This window comes from Streptomyces sp. ISL-1 (genome assembly GCF_018614585.1).
Classification (GTDB): Bacteria; Actinomycetota; Actinomycetes; order Streptomycetales; family Streptomycetaceae; genus Streptomyces; species Streptomyces maoxianensis.
Genome location: NZ_JAGGOI010000040.1, coordinates 14225 through 34689 on the forward strand (window position 1 = coordinate 14225; position 20465 = coordinate 34689).

A 20465-nucleotide genomic window follows, 5' to 3' on the forward strand; every position below is an offset into this window, starting at 1 on the left:
GCCGGACGGGCCGTTTGACGACCGGACTGGGAACGAAATTGTGAACAACGGGCCGGAAAATGAGCTGGGCGGCCTCGGACAGGTGCCCGGCGAGGGGCTTGGCGGGGATGAGGTGGCCCTGCGCCACATGCTGCAAGGTGCCGTGGAGGACCTCAAGCCTTCCGACGGTGCCCTCGATCACCTGCGAAGGGCGGTCCCCGCGCGGCGCGCCCGCAAAAGGCAGGCGCTCGTCGGCGTGGCCGCCGCGGCGCTGCTGATGGGCACGGCGGTCCCCGCCTTCGTCCATGTGGCGAACTCCAGCGGCGACGATGCCAACCCCGTCAACGCCGGACACGGCGAACAGGCGCAGGGCGGCACCGGGTCCGAGACGGGTGAGGTGGGTGGCGAGTCGGGCTCCGACGGGTTGTCCGCCGACAGCCGGGGCAACCAGCAAAACCGGGGCGGCGCGACCCGGACACGGGGCGGGAAGCCCTCCGGCGCCACGGACGGCGCGACGGGCGGCGTGGTCAACCCGCCGGACTCCGTGGCGGCGACCTTGCCGGTCTGCTCCGCCGAACAGCTCGGCGTCGCCTCGGCGCAGACGGCCAACCCCGACGCCGACGGCAAGGTCTACGGAACCTTCCGCATCGCCAATATCTCCAAGACCGACTGTGTGGTCAGCGGCGACGGCACGGTCGGCTTCCAGGCGCTGGGCGCGGCCGACCCCGCCAAGATCAACGTGGTCGAGCACACCGCGGGCGACGCGGCGACCGGACTGCCTGACCCCTCCCAGGAGCCGGTCACGCTGATGCTGAAGCCCGACACGGCTTACGAGGTGCGGTTCGCCTGGGTCCCGACGGACAGCTGCCCGACCACCGGCGCCTCACCCGACCCGACCCCCTCGGAGGGCGGCTCGTCGGGCGCCAGCACCGGGACGGGCACGACCGCGGGGACCAACCAGGAACCGCTCGGCAGTGAGGACGGCGGCCCGGCGGACGGCAGCGTGTCGGTGACCCACACGGCTGAGCCGGGCGCGCCGGGCGCGGAGACGACGATCCCCAACGCGTGCTCGGGCACGATCTACCGCACGGGTGTCCTGAACGCATAGTGAGGGGCGCGCTGCCTGGCGTCGCGTGCGGGTATCGGGCCTCGGGCCCGGGGCTTGGCGCGCTGCCGGCATGACGCGGGCGTCGCGTGGTCGTCGCCCCCCCGTGGCTAGACCGGCTCGGGCTCCAGCCCCAGTTGCCGGTCCCGCGCCGCCTCCGACTCGCGCCGCACCAGCCGGAACCACATGAACAGCACGAAGCCGGCGAAGACGAACCACTCCCCGGTGTAGCCCAGGTTCTGGAACGCCTTGAGGTCCAGCCCACTACCCTCGGGCGCTGACGCGGGCACAGCCTTCAGCCCACTGCCCGCGTCGGCCAGCGTGACCCACGCGTCGTACACATCGTCCGGCACGAGGTTCACCAGCGAGGCCGCGCTGATCATCCCCAGCTGCCCGCTCGGCAGCCCGCCCGCCGTGTGCACACCGTCCGTGCCCGAAGTCTCGGAGGCCTGCAACGCCCCGGCCACGGTGACCTGGCCGCCCGGCGCCGCCGGGGCCGGCTTGCCCTCGGGCAGCCAGCCGCGGACCACCGGCAGGGTCCGGCCGCCGTCGGTCTTGAGCAGCGTCAGCACATACGACCCGCGCTCACCGTCCAACTCCCGGTCCGGGACGAGGAACTGCTTGCCGTACCGCCCGGTGGCCATCGCCTGCCGCCCCGACGTCTCCTTGTCGACGGGCAGCAGCTCGTCAAGCGGAGCGGCCTTCTGCTCACCCGGCGCGGGCTGCTGCTTGGCCTCCTCATGTGTGTCGACGCGGTCCTCGAACTTGCCGAGCTGCCATGAGCCCATGAAGACGCAAAAGGGGATCGCCAGCACGACGAAGATATTGATCCCCCACCAGCGGGGCGTCAGCAGGAACCGGTACACACCCCCAAGGTACGGAACATGCCCACGCTCACTCGGACCCGGCCCCCTGTCCGAGCACCACGTCCCTGCGCCCCGGCCCCACCTCCTCTCCCGCCGGCCCTCCGCCCTGGTGCGGCCTTGTCCCGGCGCGGCCCGCCGGACCGTCTTGGGCCCCCCGGTCCCGGCGGGGGCCCGCCGCCTGGCGCCCCCTGTCCTGGCGCGGGCCTTCCGTCCAGGTGCGGCCCACCCCGGCAGTGCCCGCCTTTCCTGGTGCGGCCCTCCGCCTCGGCGCGACCCGGCCTTGGTGCGCCCTGCTCCGGTGCGGCCCTGCCCCGGCGCTGCCCCGCTCTGGCGCTGCCCGGCTCTGGCGCTGCCCGGCTCTGGCGCTGCCCGGCTCTGGCGCTGCCGGGCTCCGGTGCCGCCCTCGGTCCCCCCCGTTCGGCGCCGCCCTGTCCAAGCGCCGGCCGCCTCCGCGCAGTAGCTCCTAGCCCAGGTCCGCCCCCTGCCCCAGGTGCTCCGCCGCGAAGGCGATCTCCAGCCGCACCTGCTTGATCCGCTCCTCCACCACCAGCGACCCGTGCCCCGCGTCGTACCGGTACACCTCGTGCACCGCGCCGCGCGCCGCCAGGCGCTCCACATAGTTCTCGACCTGGCGGATCGGGCAGCGTGGGTCATTGACCCCGGCCGAGATGTAGACCGGTGCCCGCACCGCGTCCACATACGTCAGCGGCGACGAGGCCTCATAGCGGTCAGGCACCTCTTCCGGGGTACCGCCCAGAAGCGTGCGGTCCATCGCTTTCAGGGCCTCCATCTCGTCGTGGTACGCCGTGATGTAGTCGGCGACCGGAACCGCCGCCAGCCCCAGCGCCCACGCCTCCGGCTGAGTGCCGAGGCCGAGCAGTGTCAGATAGCCGCCCCAGGAGCCGCCCGCCAGAATCAGCTTCTCCGGGTCCGCGAGCCCGGAGCCCACCGCCCACTCCCGGACCGCCGCGATGTCCTCCAGCTCGATCAGCCCGACCCGGTGCTTGAGCGCGTCCGTCCACTCCCGTCCGTACCCCGTCGAGCCGCGGTAGTTGACCCGCACGACCGCATACCCGTGGTCGATCCAGGCCGCCGGGCCCGCCGCGAAGGCGTCGCTGTCGTGCCAGGTCGGGCCGCCGTGGATCTCGAAGACGGTCGGCAGTGGACCCGTCACACCCGCCCGCTTCTGGACCAGCGCGTGGATACGGCCCCCCGGCCCCTCCACCCATACGTCCTCCACCGGCACCGACTCCGGCGCCTTCATCCCCGGAGGATCGAGCACCACCCCGCCCGCCGTCGAGCGCACCTGCGGCGGCAGCGCGGCCGAGGACCACAGGTACTCCACCTCCCCGTCCGGCCGGGCCGTCGCGCCCGAGACCGAACCGGTCGGCGTCTCTATCCGCACCAGCGCACGCGTCGCCAGGTCGTACCGCCACAGCTCGCCGCGCGCCTCGAAGCTGTGCGCGACCAGCAGCCCGGAGCCGTCCGGATACCACTCGGCGTTCACATCGCCCGGCAGGTCGATCGCGAGATCGGTCTCCTCGCCCGATGCGACGTCCCAGATCATCGGCTCCCAGCGGCCGCGCCGCTGATGGCCGATCAGCAGCCGCGTGTCGCCGTCCACCGGAGCGAAGCCGAGGACCTCCAGACCCAGTTCCTCCGTGCCCCCCTTCGTATCGTCCAGCTCGGCAACCAGGGAGCTGCCCCCAACGCCGACCACCCGCAGCGCCGAGTGCATCGCGTCCCCGTGCTCGGTGTGCTCGATCGCGATCAGAATCCCGTCGTGTGACAGGTCGCCGACCCCGGCCGATTCCCGGTGCCGGTATATCTCGACCGGCTCCGCACCGGTCCGTACGACATGAATCGTCGTGCCGCCCTCGTCGGTCGACCGGCCGACCACCGCGGTGCCGTCCCGGCCGATCGCCAGCCCCGCCGGGTACGAAGGCTCGAGCCCGGGCGCGGCGGGCTCGTCCTCCCCGCCGCCGAAGGGCTGTCGCATCCACACCCCGAACTCGTCCCCGTCGCTGTCCGAGAACCACCAGATCGACGAGCCGTCGGGCGACAGCACGCCGTCCGTCGTGCCGTTCGGCCGGTCAGTCGCCTGCCGCTGCTCGCCGGTAGCCCGGTCCCAGGCATACAGCTCGTACGTCCCCGTGGCATTCGACACGAAAAGAGAGCGGTGCGGCGCGTCCTCCGCCCAGTCGGGGAGGGAGACGCGCGGCGCACGGAAGCGCTTCTCCCAGTCCGCCATGCCGGGCAGCTCGGGCGTGCCGGGCAGCTCCGGCGTGGAGTCATTGATCTGAGTCATGACCCCATTCTGCGCCGGACCCCCGACAAACCGTTCGCGTCGCCCCCAGCCTGTGGATAACTTCGTCTGCATGTACTCTCCAACCCCGCCGGACTGGCGCGAGGCCAACCGCTCCCGCTGGGATGAACGCGTGCCGATACATGTGGCCGGCGAGTACTACGACCTGGACGCCTTCCGCTCGGGCAAGGACGTCCTGCGCGATTTCGAGGTCGCCGAGGTCGGGGACGTCACCGGCCGTACGCTCCTCCACCTCCAATGCCACATCGGCCTCGACACCCTGTGCTGGGCCCGCCGCGGCGCCGCGCACGTCGTGGGCCTGGACTTCTCGGAACCGGCCGTCGAGACAGCCCGCGGCCTGGCCGCGAGCCTCGGACTCGGCCCGGATCGCGCCGCGTTCGTCGCCGCTGACGTATACGACGCCGCCGAAGCCGTCCCCGACTCCTCGTACAACATCGTCTACACAGGTGTCGGCGCGCTGAACTGGCTCCCGGACACAACCCGCTGGGCCGAGACGGCCGCGTCCCTCGTCGCGCCGGGCGGTTTCCTCTATCTCGCCGAGTTCCATCCGCTCACCGACGTCCTGGACGACGCGACGGGCTCGCGGATCGTCAACGACTACTTCACTCGCGACGCCTGGATCGACCAGGCACCAGGCACGTACGCCGACTTGGACGCCGCGACCGTCCACAACCGCAGTGTCCAATGGCAGCACCCGATCGGCGAGGTCGTTTCCGCGCTGATCGCCGCGGGCCTGCGCCTGGACTTCCTGCACGAACATGACGTCTCGCTTTTCGAACGCTTCGGCCCGCTCAAGCGCCACGACGACGGCTACTACCGCTTCCCGGCCGACCGCCCGCGGATCCCGCTGATGTACTCGCTGCGCGCCTCGAAGGCCTGAACGTCGAAAGCCCTGATCAGCGACGGGGCAGGGCCGATTGTCAGTGGCGCGGTGCACACTTCCCGTATGACCGAACTGCGCAAGACAGTTGAGAGCTACTGGTCGGCCGCGGAGGCACGCGACTGGGCCGCGTTCGCGTCCACGCTCGGCGAGGACGTGCTCTACGACCTACCGCAGACCCGCGAGCGGATTCACGGCAAGGAGAAGTACGTCCAGTTCAACCGGGAGTACCCCGGCGACTGGCACATACGGGTCCAGCGCATCGTCGCCGACGGCGACCAGGTCGTGACCTGGGTGCATGCCGTCGTCGGGTTGGAGGAGATGTACGCGATCACCTTCTTCACCGGCGACGCGGAGGGCCGGATCACCGCGATCACGGACTTCTGGCCCGAGGCGTACGAACCGCCGCCGGGCCGCGAACACTTGGTCGCGCGCTACTGAGACGACGACGGCAGCCGGATCACTCCGGTGCCGCGCCGGAGATGGACCGTGGAGCGGTGCGGCGGTGTGCCCGCTCGGGCTGCACCCCGATCAGGCCACCGCGCGGGTCAACGGACCTTCGCCGCCCGGCCGGTGGCATGCGGCGGCGGAGCGCCGGGCCCGGTGAGGCGAACGGCGATGGCTGCCGTATAGCCGGGGTACGTGGGCAGGTCGGACAGCAACCAGTCGGCATTCGCGGCCGGTTGGGGTCCGGCGCCCACATAGGTGAGGGAGAGCTCCTCGTTCAATCCGACGCCGGTTGCCTTCAGCAGGGCTTCCTTACGGGTCCAGCAGCGGGCGAACGCGGCAGGGAGCTGCGCCGTCGGCAGCGCCGCCAGTTCCTTACGTTCCCGCGGGTGCAGCTGGGAGGCCACGTCGGCGACCGTGCCGGGGTCGGGCACGCCCTCGACATCGACGCCGACCGGCACCCCGGCAAGGGCGATCATCACCAGGCCGCTGGTGTGCGACAGCGAGAAGTGCACGGCGTCGCCGGGTACGACGGGCCGCCCGTGCGGGCCGCCGCAGTGGGCGCAGGGTTCGCGCGACAGCGTGACCGCTTCCGGGGCCTGCCCGAGCCGCTCGCCGAGCAGTCGGCGCAGCGCCACATGCGCCACGGCGTAGGCGTCTCGATCGGCGTCCCGGAGGAAGGCGTCCAGCCGCGCGGACTCCTCGGCGTCGAGGAGGTGCCGGTGGGCGACGGCGTCGGCCGCGTGGTCGGCTACCCGCCCGGACCAGAGCAGCTCCACACCCGGCAGCGCCGCTGCGGCGTCATGGTCTGTGGCTGCCTCGCGGTCGCGGGATGCCCCGCCGCCAGACGGAGTGCGGTCGGTAGGTGTGTCGATCGGCATGCTGTCCATGATCGGTGATCGTTCTCAGCTGCGGAGTGGGATCCGGGAGGAGAGTGATGCCATCGTCGCCGCCGGCTGCGATGAGCGCACCGCGCGGGCCCGGACCGTTTCGAGGCGACCCGGATCCAGGAATGGGTTCTGTGCGTCGCTGCGGGCGTCGTCCGCGGCGAACATCCCGGGGGCACGGACGCCCAGGAGGTGATCCGCGCGGTCCCGACCCCGCTCCACTATCGCTTCGTGGCCGCGGCGAGCCGCTCGACGATGCCGCCGTGGTCGCGCTGCCGCAGCTGGCCGAATCCGCCGCCCGGGCGGGGGACGTACGTGCGCTGAAACGGACCGCGAGTGGCCCCCGAGCCGCCCCCGAGACGCGCCAAGGGTCTGACCCTCACCGAGGACCAGACCCTTGAACAGCCGGACGAGCCGGACGAGCCGGACGAGCCGGACGAGCCGGACGAGCCGGACGAGCCGGACAGAGCGGCTACCGGCGGGATCAGATGTTGACGCCGAAGTCCTGCGCGATGCCGCGCAGCCCCGAGGCGTAACCCTGGCCGACAGCGCGGAATTTCCACTCCGCGCCGTTGCGGTAGAGCTCGCCGAAGACCATCGCGGTCTCGGTCGAGGCGTCCTCGCTCAGGTCGTAGCGCGCGAGCTCAGCGCCGCCGGCCTGGTTGATGACGCGGATGAACGCGTTACGCACCTGGCCGAAGGACTGCTGACGGCTCTCGCCCTCGTGGATGGAGACCGGGAACACGATCTTGTCGACCTCGGGCAGCACGCCGGCGAGGTTGACCTTGATCTGCTCGTCGTCGCCCTCGCCCTCACCCGTGAGGTTGTCGCCGGTGTGCTCGACGGACCCGTCCGGGCTCTTGAGGTTGTTGAAGAACACGAAGTGCTGGTCGGACACGACCTTGCCGTTGGCGTCGACCAGCAGGGCGCTGGCGTCGAGGTCGAAGTCGGTCCCCGTGGTGCTGCGTACATCCCAGCCCAGGCCCACGATGACCGCGGTCAGGCCCGGGGCCTCCTTGGTGAGCGAGACATTGCCGCCCTTGGAAAGGCTGACACCCATGGAAATCCCCTGCGCAATCCGGCGCGGGCCGCGCCTCTTGACGATTCCTTTGCCCATGGGGGCAACGAGCGACCGCAGGCCCTGGTTCCCGCGATCCCCCGTATGCCGACCTCATCCACTCCACCTGGTCCTTCGCATCTCATCCGTATCTCATTGGTTCGTCTCGTCACATCGGCTAGGTCTGGTCCGTCATTGCTATGACGGACCATGACGAGGGGAACGTGACCGATGGACGAGAACGACTGGCTGGCGGAGCGATTCGAAGCCAACCGCCCCGACCTGCGGGCTGTGGCGTACCGGATGCTGGGCTCGCTGACCGAGGCGGACGACGCTGTCCAGGAGGCGTGGCTGCGGCTGAGCCGTTCCGACACCAGCGACGTGAACAACCTGAGCGCATGGCTGACGACGGTCGTCGGGCGAGTATGCCTGGACATGCTGCGATCGCGCAGGACGCGGCGCGAGGATCCCCTTGACGTGTACGTGCCCGACCCCGTAGTCAGCCGCGCCGACGGGATCGAGCCCGAGCAGGAAGCGCTGCTGGCGGACTCGGTCGGCCTCGCGCTGCTCGTCGTACTCGACACGCTCGCCCCCGCCGAACGGCTCGCCTTCGTACTCCACGACATGTTCGCCGTCCCTTTCGACGACATCGCCGCGATCGTGGACCGCACCCCGACGGCGGCCAGGCAACTGGCGAGCCGGGCCCGCCGCCGGGTCCAGGGATCGGCCCCGGTCCCCGAGGCCGACCTCTCCCGCCAGCGCGAGGTCGTCGACGCCTTCCTCGCCGCCTCACGCGGCGGCGACTTCGACGCTTTGGTCGCCGTCCTCGACCCGGACGTTCTGCTCCGGGCGGACTACGGCACTTTGCCGCTGGGCGTTTCGAAGCGGGTCCGCGGTGCAAAGGCGGTGGCCTCGCAGGCCCTGCTCTTCTCCCGGTTCGCCCCCTTCGCCAAGCCGGCCCTGGTGAACGGAGCCGCGGGAGTCGTCACGGCTCCCGACGGACGGCCGCTCGCGGTCATGGCCTTCACGGTGACGGACGGAAGGATCGTAGAGATCGACATCCTCGCCGACCCCGAGCGCCTTCGCCGGCTCGACCTGACGTTCCTCGACGACTGACGGGCGGGCGAGACCACACGGCGGGCAACGCATCGCGGTGGTAGCGCAGTTGGCCACTCAGGCACTCGCCGACGGCTGCAACAACGATGGGTGTTGCAGCCGTCGGCGACCCGATCAGCCAGTGGGGCGATGCCTGCAATCAGTGGTCAGCAGGTGCGCCCGACGTACCACGCGCCGTCGATTGAGCCGGCCGATCCCAGCCAGGTGACGCCAGGGCCCACACATCGCTCGTAGTTGGGCCCCCATACCTCGACTTCGATGATCACGCGCGAGCCGTCGCTCGTGCAGTGGTTGTAGTACGCGTCACTGGAGGTCTCGTAGAACCCGCAGGGGTCGGCGGCCGCTGACGGCGCGGCGGCCGTGGCCAGTCCGAGGATGAGGGTTACGGCACTGAGGACGGTCGGCAGGGAACGGCGAACGCTCATGGGGCAACTCCTTCTTGAGGGCGCGATGGCCGCGCACTGGATGAGCAGTGCACACGCAGAGCGTTCCATTCCTCACTCTTGGTAGTAATTGATCTAGCTCGTACGAATGAAGGACTTCACCAGATCGGGTGCGAATGCGCCTGAACTGCGACAAAGCCCGCCTGGGCAGGGGTGATAACGGCCAAGCGCTTTGCCCGGCCGGGAGCGCCGGTCGCCTTCGCAGGTCACATGTCCAACCGGACAGCCAGACAGTCGGCACACCGACGCTTCACCTACCAGGCCGAATCTGGGCTGGTGGGACCCTGATCATCAGGCCGTCGGGTGCCCCCGGTTTCCGATGAGCCCGCCACCTCGCGTTCGATCCAGCGGCAGATCACGTCCACCACATAGGCGCGCTCCGTGCGGCTCAGTTCCCGCCCCTTGGGGATCTGGTGCCAGCGCTGGAGGCAGGTACGGCAGCAGGTCGCGGTCGCGTGTTGGGCGACGAAAACCGGGTGGCCGCGGTAGGGGGTCTGCTTGCCGTCCCTGTACGGCTCGGCCGGTGCCAGCCGCTTGGCAATGAGGTCGTAGGCGTGCCACCGCAGCGTGGACGGGCCGCTCAACTCGGCCGTGACCCGCTCCGGACCGCGCAGATGGAACTTCGCGCGGAACGGATGCCGCGCGATGGCGTCCAGCCGTTGGTCGAGCGAGTGAGGCGTTGGATCAGGCATCGAACGTTCCGATGGAAGACAGTGGCCACGCTCGATCGTATGACTGTCGGAGACTGAGCTTGTTCGGTCGGTCTCGCTTCGGGTGGACGGGTCGCCTACGACCTCCGTTGATCGACCGCGCGGAAGAGGAGCCATGAACTCGGATCGACAGCACAGTACGGTGGCTCGCCTGACCGCGGTCGGCAGTAGGTCTGAGGGAGTCGAATTCCAAGATCTTTTCCCAGGTGTCTCCCAGGCGGACCCGAAGACAACTCAGGCCCGGTTCTCCTTGACGGAGAAGCGGGCCTGACCTGGTATTTCAGCTGTCGGGGTGGCGGGATTTGAACCCACGACCTCTTCGTCCCGAATAACGTGCGGAAAGATCGCTGACCAGGATCGTTTGGTCCTATGCAGGTCAGGGCCTTGACGCACGCCGGCAGCTCTCGACGGACGCGGCCTCTCGGGGGCTGGACCGGGCCGCAACCCGGCCTGGCCCAGCCCCCCAGGCGGCGGGTTGCGCCGGTCAGCTCAGCGCGGCGCCGAGTGTGCGTTGGTCTCCGGGGATGCCATGCGCCACGGTTTTCTTGATCCACTCCCCGTTCACTCCCCGGAGGGGCGGTCCGGTCCCAACCCAGGAAGGCGAAGCGGGCGGATTTACAGTCCTCTGTTGGTGATCAGCCAACGTGGGCGTCTGACCTGCGGCGGAGCGGCGAGGAAGCGAGCCACGGACTCTAACCGTCCACGTCTCGTCCTGAAGCCCGGGAAAGGCGACGCCCCCCTGCAGCCGTGACTTGAGCCGAGCAGAAGCGGGCAATGCTGTCCGACCGGGTCGGCTAGAGAACGCTGGTCACGTTGTCGAGAGTCACCTCGGCGCCCATGATCGCGTTTCGCACCAAATCGACGACATTCGTGACAGCGATGGTGGCGACACCATGCCCGACTCGACAATTGATCGAGTCGCTGCCCTAACCGCCCGGGCCGATGATCGGGCACGCCCCTCACTCAAATGAGTGCCAGGGCCACGCGCCCATGACTAGCCGTCCGATCCTCAGAAGCGTTCGACTTCTTCGCCGTCCGGAACCTTGTAGCAACCGGACACTAGGTCCACGCTCAGCTTCGGCGGGTCATTCTTGGCCATTTTGGTGATATTTACGCTGACCTTCTTCTTGTCGTTGTCAGCGGTCAGGTTGATGTTCTTGTTCCTACTGGTGTCCGGCCCGTATTCGACAATCCTCCACCCGTGCTTCGGTAGTTCTCTCTTGAGCCGCTCCATCGCTTCATCGAGGTCGCTCGCCGAGGCGGGGGTGAAGCTCCACGGATGGAAGATGCGGAAGTATGTCTTTGTGTCCTTGCCTGAGCAGTCCATCACTCCCGGAAGGCTTTCTGACGCCTTTCCCTTCACGCCCATCAGGTCGTAGATACCGCTGGAGACCTTTTCCATCGTGTCGGCGGCGTCAAGCGAGGTGCTCGTGCCTGCGGACGGGACGCCATCGCTCTTGTCGTCAGTCATGCCACATCCGGTCAGGATAGTGAGTACGAGGGGTACGGCGAGCGCAGAGGCGCGCGTCCTGGTCTTCACGTCTGGGTTCTCCTACTTTGAACGCATTACTTCGTCACTCGTCAACGGGTTGGACGGCGGCTCCAACTTCACGTCATCGCCCTTCCCAACCACGACCAGGGCTTGATTCTTCAGACTTCTGGAGCCTTCATCCCAGTAACCGCTGTGGCCTTCAGTGTCCGTGGTCATCTGGTTGGCACCGAATTGCTCATCGCTGGGAATTCTGAAGCCGTCCCCGCCGTGTCCATAGCGGCCAAGAGCCGGGACCACGTCCCCCTCGGCTTCCTCGTTCCACACATGCCCCTTGGGGACATCCATCTCCTCGGCACCCGACACCTTGACACCGGGGCTGCCCGCGAAGACGACGTCATCGGCGTTGAGGTCCCCTGTCTGGGCCGCTGCGCCGACCAGGGTCGTCCCGTACGAATGGCTGATCACGGTACGGTGCGGTGCCGTATCGTCGGTGTGTGACGTTTCCAGTCCGTCCAAGAACCGGTTGAGCGCCGGTGCGCCGTCGTACGCGTAGTGCTCGAACGGGGCGTCCTTGGGTACGGAATCAGGCGCGTCGTATCCGAGCCAGGTGATGGTGGAGACGGACTCACCATCGGCATTGTCGTCGGCCGATCTCCACACATTGACCGAGCGGTTGATGTCGCCCTCGATCTTTCCGAGCTCCGCTGTCGTACCCGGCACGTAGACCGACTGGTGATCCGCGGTGTCTGGGTTTCCGTTGGCGAGGATCGCGCGGCCGTCGCCCTCGGTGCTGAAGCCAAGCAGATACGCCTCGGGCAGTCCTTTCGTGCCGGTCTGGTCGAAGCGGTTCTGGATCGCGTCCATGCCGTCGATGGATTTGTGGGCGCTCTGGCGTGCTTTTTCCCATTCCTTCCACGCCACGCTGTCGACCTTGACGCCCTTCATGATGGTGCCGGTCATGGGGTTGAGGTAGTCCGTGTGCCGCGTGGGCTCCGGATGCTTCTTGAGCCACGTGTCGTATTCGACCTGCGCGCCGCCTCGGGCCTCGGCGAGCACCATCCGGTTCGCGTCGTCGCGTACGGCGGAGGGAAGGCCGTCGAGCGCTCCGATGCTCGCGGGGTGCATGGAGACGTAGGCGTCGCGCTGCTCCTGGGAGAGGCCGTTCCACCAGTTGGCGTTGTCCTGGGGCGAGTCGTTCTTGGGCGGTGGCTTGATCGTGTCGAGGTAGGCATCGGCCGCGTCGCGCACGCCCCCCGTGTCCGACGTGACGTCCGTCCAGTCCCGGGCGGACACTGTCAGGTCGTCATCGGCCTTGAGGGCCCGTATTTTCGGCGCCCACTTCGTGTCCGCGTCCGTGGCTTCCTTGAGCGCGTCGGCGATGCGGTTCGCGTACCCCATCGCCTTGCCGTAGTTCGGGTTCGGGTGGATGTTCGCTGCCTGGCGCTCCAGGGCATCGGAAGTCGGGCTGCCTCCGGCACTCCCGGTCACCGTGCCGCCATCAGCGGCCTTCTCGTCGCCGGGCTTCTTACCTGCTGGATATGTGACCGAGCCGTCCGGGTTCACCGTGCAGCCGTCCGCCTGAGCGTCCCCGATCGCCGCGTCCAGCTTCCGTTTGGCGGCCGCCATGTCGTAGGCGAACCCGTTGAGGGCCGTGCTGATCACGCCGCATTCGATCTGGATGTAGTGGAAGTTCTTCGCCAGGGCTTGAAGCTGCTTCTGTGCCGCCTCCGCTGCGTCACCCTGCAACGTCTTGCGCATGCCTGCGGCCACGGTGTTCTCGACGCGATCCTTGGCTGCCTGGGCCACATTGCCCATGGAGCGGTATCCGTCGGCGGCGTCCTCGTACTCGGAGGGCTTGAAGGCCTTGAGGGAGGCGTAGTCCATCCCGCCCGTCACCGGCCCTTCGCCTGGCCGCCGACGGCGTCCGTGTCCGCGTACTTGAGGTTCAGCTTGCCCAACTCGCCCTTGACCGCCTCATCGGACGTCAACAGATCGCGGCCCACCTGCTCCAGGACGCTCTGGAGTGAGCCGCACCGCTCGCTGACGCTTTCGGCGTACTTCTTCCAGGAGTCGTACACGTCTTTCTGCGCGGCCGCGCTCAGACAACCCGTGGTTGCGCCGAGCCCTGCCTGGCCGTCCTCCAGTTTGGTCAGCCCGGCGCCGATGCTCTGGCGAAGGGAGCCCACCCCTTCGCCGACTGTGGCCCACGCCTTCTTGCTGGACTTCAGGCCGCCTGTCACGGCGCTGGGCACGGAGCTGGGCTCAACCGGAACCTGGTTGAGCCGCATCGCTGCGGACTGCCGATCGGTCACATCGGCTTTGATCTGTTCCCACTCGTCCCACGCCATGCGTAGCCCCCGTTTACCCCTGTGGATCACTCCAGCCAAGAACACTACATCGCACCAGCAACACACAGCCCATGAGTACCTGTACCTATGCGAATGAGCACCTGTCCCGGGACTGTAAGAAGAACGGGCCTGCCGAACTGGGCCAGGCTTCCGGTCCATTCGTTGCCCGGCAGGTCTCACATTCGGTGGAGCGGAGGGTGGCGCTATCCGTGGAGGATGCGGTGGCGGAGGAGGGCGAAGCCTGCTCTGCCTACAGGCTGGCGGACGCCAACCTGCCTCACTACCGGTCAACATGCGGACAGAGATCGCGCTGTTGGTACCCGCCGAGAACGCCGGCGCTCACGGAGTTCCAGAAGGCGCGCGCGTCGGTGAGGTGCCCGCCGAGGGTGTGCCAAGCCATCTGCGGAAAGTCGGTCCGAAGCGCGGCCAGGCCCGCTTTGGCGAGCCGGGCCACCATCCGCAGCGCTCTGGACAGCTCCATCCGCAAAGCCAGGCCCCGGGATGCGGCATGAGCACCCGACCCCATCCCCCCTTGGAAGGCCAACGCGCCACTCCAACGGGCGCGCACGCCGCCGAACAGGCCCCGCTGCGGCTGGTCATCGGCGAACCGAAGGGCGTCGCCGAAGGCGTCCCTTCTGCTGTTCGCCCTGACCCGCACGAGGCAGACGGCCGCTACCCCGTCGCGTGGCTGCACATCACCGCACCCGGACGAGGCGTGTTCCCCGCCGCCACCTCGAAGTGCGCGTGCGGCCGGGACCGCAGCGCGGTCGGCCACCGCAAGGTGCACGACCTGATCGCCGACCACACCGCCCACCGCGACCTCTGCCTACTCCGGAGCTTCCAGGAAGGGAGGACCGCCGTATGACCAGCACCAACCCACCCACGCCGTCCATCGGGGGAGCGGCCCTGCTCGACGAGGTCGAAGCCTTCCACCGCCGCTTCAACATCTTGCCGAAGGCGGGCCTTGAGCCGGAGTGGACACCGCGGGAGCTGCGGCACAGCTTCGTGTCCCTGCTCTCCGATCACGGCATCCCGCTTGAGCGGATCGCGCTCCTGGTCGGCCACAGCAGCCAGGCGACCACGGAAGCGGTCTACCGCAAACAGCTCCGTCCCGTGATCACGCAGGGGGCCGAAGCGATGGACGAGATCTTTGCGGACGATGAGGGCCAATGTGTGGGTCGTAGAGCCTGAGTCATGCGTCTGGGCTTTCGAACATGTCAGGGCCTAATCACGCAAGATTGCGCCCTGACATGGGTCGGTTGCGACTCGCCCGCAAGCCGTAACACTGAGGCGTGGCTTCATCAACGTTTGTTGGCCCCGGGGGCAGCGTGAATTGGCCCCAGTTCGCGATCTTCATGTCATGATCTGACAGCGGCAATTGGCCCCACTCCGTGCCCTGCTTGCAGGGCGGATCTTGACTGTGAGGGAGATATGACGTGGCTGTCCCGTGGGGGCTGTTGATATCCACCGTGGGTGGCGTCGCGGCCACTGTTGTGGGCGTCATCGCAGGCGGTGTTGTCGGGCGGCGCAGCCAGAACCGGCAGTGGCTGCAGGAATCACGGACCGCAGCCTACGAGAAGTTCCTGCAGGCGTTCGGGGCCGTGGAGATGGAGCTGCGCCACGCCTTCCTCGACAGGCGAACACCGGCAGTCGTCTGGGAGCCGTTCAATGCGGCGCTGCACTCGCTGTCCCTGGTGGCGAGTCCCGAAACCGCCGCCGCGGCCGACAAGATCTGCGACCTTATCGAGGAGTTCACCATCCTCTTCCACGGCCGTCAGCCGACAGATCTTGACGAGCTCCGGCCGATTCACAGTGGTCTGCACGAGGCGCACCTGAAGTTCGTTAATGCGGCTCGGCGCTCTCTCGATCCGTCACAGGAGCACGTTCAGCGGGCACTGGGCGGTCCGTCGGCGTGGCACGGCGTCGAATCCTATGCCCGAGGCGATCAACTTGCGGACTGACCGGACGGCTCCGGATGCGCTGGCCGCGATCACTTCTGCCAGATGAGTCTTGGCGTGAGCAAGGCGGTAGGAGTCGGTGCCGGTAAAGCCTGCTATGCCTTGATCCACGGCGCCGTTAAAACCCACGGAGTCTCCGGTGCGGCGGCCGATGACGATCAAGGGTGGCTGGGGTCCCGTATGAGCGGGGCGCTGGTCTTGATCGACGACCTCTGGCCCCCTGTTTGGCCCCCCGAGCACGACAGAGGCCCATTCGCGATCACGCGAATGGGCCTCTGACCAGCGTCGGGGTGGCGGGATTTGAACCCACGACCTCTTCGTCCCGAACGAAGCGCGCTGCCAAGCTGCGCTACACCCCGATGTCACCGGCGTCGCGGCGACATCGATTACTTTAGCCCACCCGCGCCCGCAGGCGAAATCCGGTTTCGCGGCCTCCCCGGTGCCCCGCCCGGCCTTCCTCAGCGCCCCATCCCCAGTCCTGGCCCCGCCCTCAGTCCCGCGAAGTCAGCGTCAGCAGCGTCGCCTCCGGCGGGCACGCGAACCGCACCGGGGTGTAGCGGTTCGTCCCGCAGCCCGCCGAGACGTGCATGTAGGAGACGTTTCCGCCGGACCGGTGGGTGGACAGTCCCTTCACGCGGGCCGTGTCCAGGTCGCAGTTGGTGACCAGCGCCCCGTAGAAGGGGATGCACAGCTGGCCGCCGTGGGTGTGGCCCGCCAGGATCAGGGGATAGCCGTCCGCCGTGAAGGCGTCGAGCGTGCGCAGGTACGGGGCGTGGACGACGGCCAGTGACAGGTCGGCGCCCTGTTCCGGGCCGCCCGCGACGAGGCCGTAGCGGTCGCGCTTGATGTGGGGGTCGTCGAGGCCGGTGAAGGCGAGTTCGTAGCCGTCCAGCTTCAGGTGGCCGCGGGCGTTGTTCAGGCCCACCCAGCCCGCCGCGTCGAAGGCGTCGCGCAGGCCCTCCCACGGGTTGTGGACCGCGCTGACGGCCGGGGCGTTGCCGTTCAGGCCGTGCCTGCCCTGGGCCTTCTCGAAGAGATAGAGGGCGGGGTTACGGAGCTTGGGGCCGTAGTAGTCGTTGGAGCCGAAGACGTACACGCCGGGGTATTCGAGCAGCGGGCCGAGCGCGTCCAGGACCTCCGGCACGGCCTCCGGGTCTGACAGGTTGTCGCCGGTGTTGACCACGAAGTCCGGGTGCAGGCCCGCGAGCGACTGGAGCCAGGCGCGCTTCTTGCGCTGGCCGCTCACCATGTGGATGTCGGAGACCTGGAGTACGCGCAGCGGCCGCATCCCCGGCGGCAGTACCGGGACCGTCAGCCGTCGGAGGCGGAAGGAGCGGGCCTCGAAGCCGGCGGCGTAGGCGAGGCCGGCCGCGCCGACCGCCGTGATTCCCAGGGGTACTCCGTAGCGTGCGCGCATGCGCCCATCGTCGCAGACCCCGCAGGCCGGGGGAGGGGGTGGGCGGCTGCCGCGGGCACACCTTCCCGCAGTGGGAGCGCGAGCAGCAGGCCGAGCGAGATCCAGACGTACGTATTGCTGCCGATGAAGCCGTCGACGCCTGTGGCGTCCCAGCTCCACAGCCATACGACGCTGCTGCACAGCACGACGTAGATCGCCACGCCCCACCTCAGCAGCCGCCGCCGCCTTGGGTCGTCCTTCCTGTGGCGCAGACCCGCGTCGATGAGTACGGCGAGGGCCGGGAACAGCCAGACCAGATGGTGCACCCAGGTGACCGGGCTGATGAGACAGGCAGTGAGGCCGGTCAGGGCGAAGCCCGCCATCTCGTCGCCCGCGGCGACCGCGCGGCGTGCGCGCCAGGCCCAGACGCACAGGAGCACGATCACGCCGACCGCCCACACCAGGTGGCTGGGGGCTCCGGGGTCCGACAGCCGGGCGAGGACTCCCTGCCAGGACTGGTTGGAGACGTACGCCAGCGAACCGACGCGGTCCGTGTCCCACATCGCCTCGGTCCAGTACACGCGGGACGCGTCGGGGGCCGCCCACAGAGCCAGCAGCGTCGCGGTGATCGCGACGCCCGAGGCCGTGGCGGCGGCACGCCAGCGTCGGGTGACCAGCAGATAGCAGATGAAGATGGCAGGGGTGAGCTTGATCGCGGCGGCGAGACCGATGCCGAGGCCCGCGAACCGCTGGCGGCCCGTGGACAGCAGCCAGGCGTCGGCGAGTACGAGCGCCAGCAGCAGCAGATTGACCTGGCCGAAGCTGAACGTGTCGCGGACCGGCTCCAGCAGGACGAACAGACAGCCCGCCACGGCGAAGGCGAACCACCGGGTCCAGCCCTGCCGGCGGACAGCGGCGCCGGCCGTCCAGTACAGGATCGCGCCCGCCGCCGCGAGATTGAGCAGCGTGCTGATCGCGACGGCGCTCGGCCAGCCGACCAGGGTCATCGGCAGCATGCACAGGGCGGCGAAGGGCGGATAGGTGAAGCCGTAGTGCGTCCCGGGCACCAGGTAGTCGTAGATGCTCCCGCCGTGCTGCCAGCTGTCGACGGTGCCGTAGTAGACGCCGAGGTCGAACCAGTCCCGGTGGAGAGGGACCGTCGCAAGGAAGACCCCGACGGCCGCGGCGAGCCCCACCACAAGGAGCAGCCGACCGCGCGTGGTCGTCGGCAAAGTCATGCCGGCCTTCATGCGGGACTCCCCTTCGTTCGGACTCCCCTCGATGGGGGACTCCTCCTCTTGCCGGCTCCCCTTCATTCGGGACTCTTCTTCACGTGACGCTCCCCGGTTCATGCGGCGCTCCCCAGTGGTCCGGTCCCGGCGCGGGACGAGGCCCGTCCCGCGATGCGGTGTGTGCACCACAGCGCGAGCACCGCGAGGACTCCGCCGAAGGTCGCCAGCGCCACCTGCGGCCCCTGCGGTGCGAAGCCACTGGGCAGTACGGCCAGGGCCAGTACGGCGCTCGCCGCGGCGACCGCCCGGCGCACCGGCCGGTCGGGCCCGGCAGCGGCGATCAGGAACAGGCCCCACAGCACGTACCAAGGCCGTATCGCGGGTCCGAGGACGGCCACCGCGATCAGGCTCAGCCCCAGTGCGTACACCGGGCGCAGCAGATGGCGCCGCCAGGCGATCAGTATGGCCAGTGCAGTGGCGGCCAGACCCGCCAAGTGCCAGGCGGGGGCGGCGAATTGGGCAAGGCCGCTGCCCGCGTTCTCCAGCAGGGCACCCGTCATCCGGCCGAGGGAGGAGGTTATCGACCAGTTCTGCGGTGAGACGGGGGTGTCGAGGGCGGCTATCCACCCGTATCCCGTACCTGCCACGGCCGTTGTCGCCGCCGTCGTTGCCGCGCAGACTCCGAACACGGCCAGTGCGGCCTTCACCCGTGGGGCCTTCAGCCGGGGGGTACGCCCCGCGAGCTGCCGGCCCCAGAGCAGGGCGATGGCCAACAGCCCCAGCGCGGCCGGGGCCTTCACCAGGGCGGCGAGGGTGACCAGTACGACGGCCAGGATCGGCCACCGGCCCAGCGCCGCCACCAGCCCCGCGCCCAGCAGCCCGAGCATGATCGCGTCATTGTGCGCTCCGCCGACGAGATGCAGCAGCACCAGGGGGTTGAGCGCTCCGAGCCAGAGCGCGGTGGCCGGGTCAGCCCCGCAGTGCCGGGCCAGCTTGGGCAGACAGAGGACCATCACGGCGACCCCGAGCAGCGCGACGAGCCGCATGCCGAGCACTCCGGTGAACACCTCGGTACGGGAGAAGTCGGCTATCGCGGTCGCGCAGGCGAGGAAGAGCGGTCCGTAAGGAGTCGGGGTGTGCTGCCACAGCGGCGCCACCTCGGCGTTCAGCGGGCCGCCGAGCCGGGAGGGGCCGTTGGCGTACACATCGATCTGCGCGTCGACCATCGCTCCCTGCGCGAGATAGCTGTACACGTCCCGGCTGAACAGCGGTGGCGCCAGCAGCAGCGGCGCGGCCCACAGCCCGAGCGTGAGCAGCAGGGTGCGCCGACCCGGCGGCTCGGGACCGCGCACCGCCCGCCCGAGCAGCGCCCAGGCGGCGACCAGCAGTACGAGTCCGAAGTACGCGGCGACGAGCCCGAGCGCGGCCCCGCCGGACTCGGGGGCGAGCACATCCCGTACGGGCAGCGCGCCGACGGTCACACCGCCCGCGGCGAGGGCTGCCGAACCCAGCAGCCCCAGCAGTTGGCAGCGGTGGGTGTCGAGGGAGACGGGGACGGCCAGCATCTGGGCAGACTGTCAACGGGCGGTGTCCTAAAGGCGACGCAGGCATCGCCATCGAGCGGCCGCCGCATGTCGGCCGTATTACGAACGTACGGACGACCGCACACGGCGCACTCCCCTCCCATGGCTCACCCCGGGAAAAGCCCGGGCAGGGACGTTGCCGCACCTGACATACCTGGCCCCATGACCACAGTCAAGCCTCCTTCATAGCCTTTTTGGCTGGGAAGCTGTCGCGCGGAGCTCTGAGCAGCACTCATTGCGCGGCCTGGTTGGCGGGTCCTGGTCCGGCCCAGGCTCTGGCTCATGACTGAGTGCGTGCAGGTGCGACCCAGAGGACGCGGGTTTCGAGAGCGAGCCGTTCAACCCTGACGACATGGTGTGGGTGCGTGGGGTCGACTACGTGGCGGGCTGGCGTGATGCGGCGGATGCCCGGCGGGGAGTCGGCAGACGCGTTGGAGAGCGCGGGGTTCGAAACGGCAGGACTCGAATGGCAGGCAAGGACGAATACGGAGGGCCCCGGGAGTGTGCGCCCGGTGCTGTCGACGGAAGCGGCTCGCGACGTGGCGGCATTGGTGCGGGCGGTTGCTCGGCTGGGCAAGGCGGGCTGATGCTGCTCACAGAATCGCTCCGCACCACCGTGTGCGTACCTGGTCTCCGCTGG

The 20465-nt window shown here is 69.0% G+C and carries 21 protein-coding genes and 1 tRNA gene; 8 read left to right on the forward strand and 14 right to left on the reverse strand.

All coding sequences use genetic code 11. The features are described 5' to 3' along the window. Positions 1 to 127 precede the first annotated feature (127 nt). Entirely contained in the window at positions 128 to 1087 is a 960-nt protein-coding gene (locus J7E87_RS27460) for a hypothetical protein (protein ID WP_215097238.1), read from the forward strand. 107 nt (positions 1088 to 1194) lie between these two features. Here the strand turns inward: J7E87_RS27460 and J7E87_RS27465 are convergent, their stop codons facing one another. Together J7E87_RS27465 and J7E87_RS27470 are read right to left on the reverse strand one after the other, a co-directional pair. Further along, positions 1195 to 1950, reverse strand: coding sequence for an SURF1 family protein (locus J7E87_RS27465; protein WP_215097239.1), 756 nt, complete (start codon positions 1948 to 1950; stop codon positions 1195 to 1197). Positions 1951 to 2413: 463 nt separating this feature from the next. Then, on the reverse strand, positions 2414 to 4258 hold the full coding sequence (locus J7E87_RS27470) for a prolyl oligopeptidase family serine peptidase (protein ID WP_374195236.1): 1845 nt from the start codon (positions 4256 to 4258) through the stop codon (positions 2414 to 2416). Between the two features lie 70 nt (positions 4259 to 4328). Here J7E87_RS27470 and J7E87_RS27475 point away from each other — a divergent pair, with 70 nt between their 5' ends. Further along, the gene (locus J7E87_RS27475; RefSeq protein ID WP_215097240.1) at positions 4329 to 5156 is read left to right on the forward strand and encodes a bifunctional 2-polyprenyl-6-hydroxyphenol methylase/3-demethylubiquinol 3-O-methyltransferase UbiG; all 828 of its coding nucleotides are present in this window, start codon (positions 4329 to 4331) and stop codon (positions 5154 to 5156) included. 66 nt (positions 5157 to 5222) lie between these two features. Then, positions 5223 to 5597 carry a nuclear transport factor 2 family protein gene (locus tag J7E87_RS27480; RefSeq protein WP_215097241.1) on the forward strand — a complete coding sequence of 125 codons (375 nt, stop codon included), beginning with the start codon at positions 5223 to 5225 and terminating at the stop codon, positions 5595 to 5597. A gap of 107 nt (positions 5598 to 5704) precedes the next feature. On the opposite strand, the gene J7E87_RS36240 is transcribed toward J7E87_RS27480, so the two are convergent. Next, entirely contained in the window at positions 5705 to 6484 is a 780-nt protein-coding gene (locus J7E87_RS36240; protein WP_215097242.1) for a 4'-phosphopantetheinyl transferase superfamily protein, read from the reverse strand. 342 nt (positions 6485 to 6826) lie between these two features. Between J7E87_RS36240 and J7E87_RS27490 the strand changes: the two genes are divergently transcribed. Then, positions 6827 to 6985, forward strand: a complete 159-nt coding sequence (locus J7E87_RS27490; RefSeq protein ID WP_215097243.1) for a hypothetical protein — start codon at positions 6827 to 6829, stop codon at positions 6983 to 6985. On the opposite strand, the gene J7E87_RS27495 is transcribed toward J7E87_RS27490, so the two are convergent. Further along, positions 6975 to 7550: a TerD family protein gene (locus J7E87_RS27495; RefSeq protein WP_215097244.1), complete on the reverse strand. Its 576-nt coding sequence runs from the start codon at positions 7548 to 7550 to the stop codon at positions 6975 to 6977. The two genes, J7E87_RS27490 and J7E87_RS27495, sit on opposite strands and share 11 nt — an antisense overlap. Positions 7551 to 7778: 228 nt before the next feature. On the opposite strand from J7E87_RS27495, the gene sigJ reads away from it, so the two are divergent. After that, positions 7779 to 8663 carry an RNA polymerase sigma factor SigJ gene (gene sigJ / locus J7E87_RS27500; RefSeq protein ID WP_215097245.1) on the forward strand — a complete coding sequence of 295 codons (885 nt, stop codon included), beginning with the start codon at positions 7779 to 7781 and terminating at the stop codon, positions 8661 to 8663. 146 nt (positions 8664 to 8809) lie between these two features. Here sigJ and J7E87_RS27505 read toward each other — a convergent pair whose 3' ends face one another. The 6 genes from J7E87_RS27505 to J7E87_RS27530 all read right to left on the reverse strand — a co-directional run bounded on the left by J7E87_RS27505 (position 8810) and on the right by J7E87_RS27530 (position 14137). Then, complete coding sequence (locus J7E87_RS27505) at positions 8810 to 9088, reverse strand: DUF6355 family natural product biosynthesis protein (protein WP_215097246.1); 279 nt, start codon at positions 9086 to 9088, stop codon at positions 8810 to 8812. A gap of 272 nt (positions 9089 to 9360) precedes the next feature. Next, the gene (locus tag J7E87_RS27510) at positions 9361 to 9798 is read right to left on the reverse strand and encodes a DUF4186 domain-containing protein (protein ID WP_215097247.1); all 438 of its coding nucleotides are present in this window, start codon (positions 9796 to 9798) and stop codon (positions 9361 to 9363) included. 1027 nt (positions 9799 to 10825) lie between these two features. Beyond that, positions 10826 to 11287: a hypothetical protein gene (locus tag J7E87_RS27515; protein ID WP_251018087.1), complete on the reverse strand. Its 462-nt coding sequence runs from the start codon at positions 11285 to 11287 to the stop codon at positions 10826 to 10828. Between the two features lie 81 nt (positions 11288 to 11368). Continuing rightward, positions 11369 to 13192, reverse strand: coding sequence for an alpha/beta hydrolase (locus J7E87_RS27520; protein ID WP_215097249.1), 1824 nt, complete (start codon positions 13190 to 13192; stop codon positions 11369 to 11371). A gap of 8 nt (positions 13193 to 13200) precedes the next feature. Continuing rightward, on the reverse strand, positions 13201 to 13656 hold the full coding sequence (locus J7E87_RS27525) for a hypothetical protein (protein WP_215097250.1): 456 nt from the start codon (positions 13654 to 13656) through the stop codon (positions 13201 to 13203). Positions 13657 to 13936: 280 nt separating this feature from the next. Next, positions 13937 to 14137: a hypothetical protein gene (locus J7E87_RS27530; protein WP_215097251.1), complete on the reverse strand. Its 201-nt coding sequence runs from the start codon at positions 14135 to 14137 to the stop codon at positions 13937 to 13939. A gap of 27 nt (positions 14138 to 14164) precedes the next feature. Between J7E87_RS27530 and J7E87_RS27535 the strand changes: the two genes are divergently transcribed. The 3 genes from J7E87_RS27535 (at position 14165) to J7E87_RS27545 (ending at position 15617) form a co-directional block, all read left to right on the forward strand. Beyond that, positions 14165 to 14521 carry a hypothetical protein gene (locus J7E87_RS27535; protein WP_215097389.1) on the forward strand — a complete coding sequence of 119 codons (357 nt, stop codon included), beginning with the start codon at positions 14165 to 14167 and terminating at the stop codon, positions 14519 to 14521. Next, positions 14518 to 14847: a tyrosine-type recombinase/integrase gene (locus J7E87_RS27540; RefSeq protein WP_285427413.1), complete on the forward strand. Its 330-nt coding sequence runs from the start codon at positions 14518 to 14520 to the stop codon at positions 14845 to 14847. Before J7E87_RS27535 ends, J7E87_RS27540 begins: the two co-directional genes overlap by 4 nt. Positions 14848 to 15092: 245 nt before the next feature. Then, complete coding sequence (locus J7E87_RS27545) at positions 15093 to 15617, forward strand: hypothetical protein (RefSeq protein WP_215097252.1); 525 nt, start codon at positions 15093 to 15095, stop codon at positions 15615 to 15617. 282 nt (positions 15618 to 15899) lie between these two features. On the opposite strand, the gene J7E87_RS27550 is transcribed toward J7E87_RS27545, so the two are convergent. The 4 genes from J7E87_RS27550 to mptB all read right to left on the reverse strand — a co-directional run bounded on the left by J7E87_RS27550 (position 15900) and on the right by mptB (position 19807). Next, positions 15900 to 15973: transfer RNA gene (locus tag J7E87_RS27550), tRNA-Pro, on the reverse strand. A gap of 131 nt (positions 15974 to 16104) precedes the next feature. Beyond that, positions 16105 to 17031 carry a metallophosphoesterase gene (locus J7E87_RS27555; protein WP_215097253.1) on the reverse strand — a complete coding sequence of 309 codons (927 nt, stop codon included), beginning with the start codon at positions 17029 to 17031 and terminating at the stop codon, positions 16105 to 16107. Then, positions 16926 to 18248, reverse strand: coding sequence for a glycosyltransferase 87 family protein (locus J7E87_RS27560; protein WP_215097254.1), 1323 nt, complete (start codon positions 18246 to 18248; stop codon positions 16926 to 16928). The genes J7E87_RS27555 and J7E87_RS27560 overlap by 106 nt, the downstream gene beginning before the upstream one ends. 110 nt (positions 18249 to 18358) lie before the next feature. After that, positions 18359 to 19807 (reverse strand): polyprenol phosphomannose-dependent alpha 1,6 mannosyltransferase MptB, encoded by a 1449-nt coding sequence (mptB, locus tag J7E87_RS27565; RefSeq protein ID WP_215097255.1) that lies wholly within the window; start codon positions 19805 to 19807, stop codon positions 18359 to 18361. Positions 19808 to 20465: the final 658 nt, after the last annotated feature.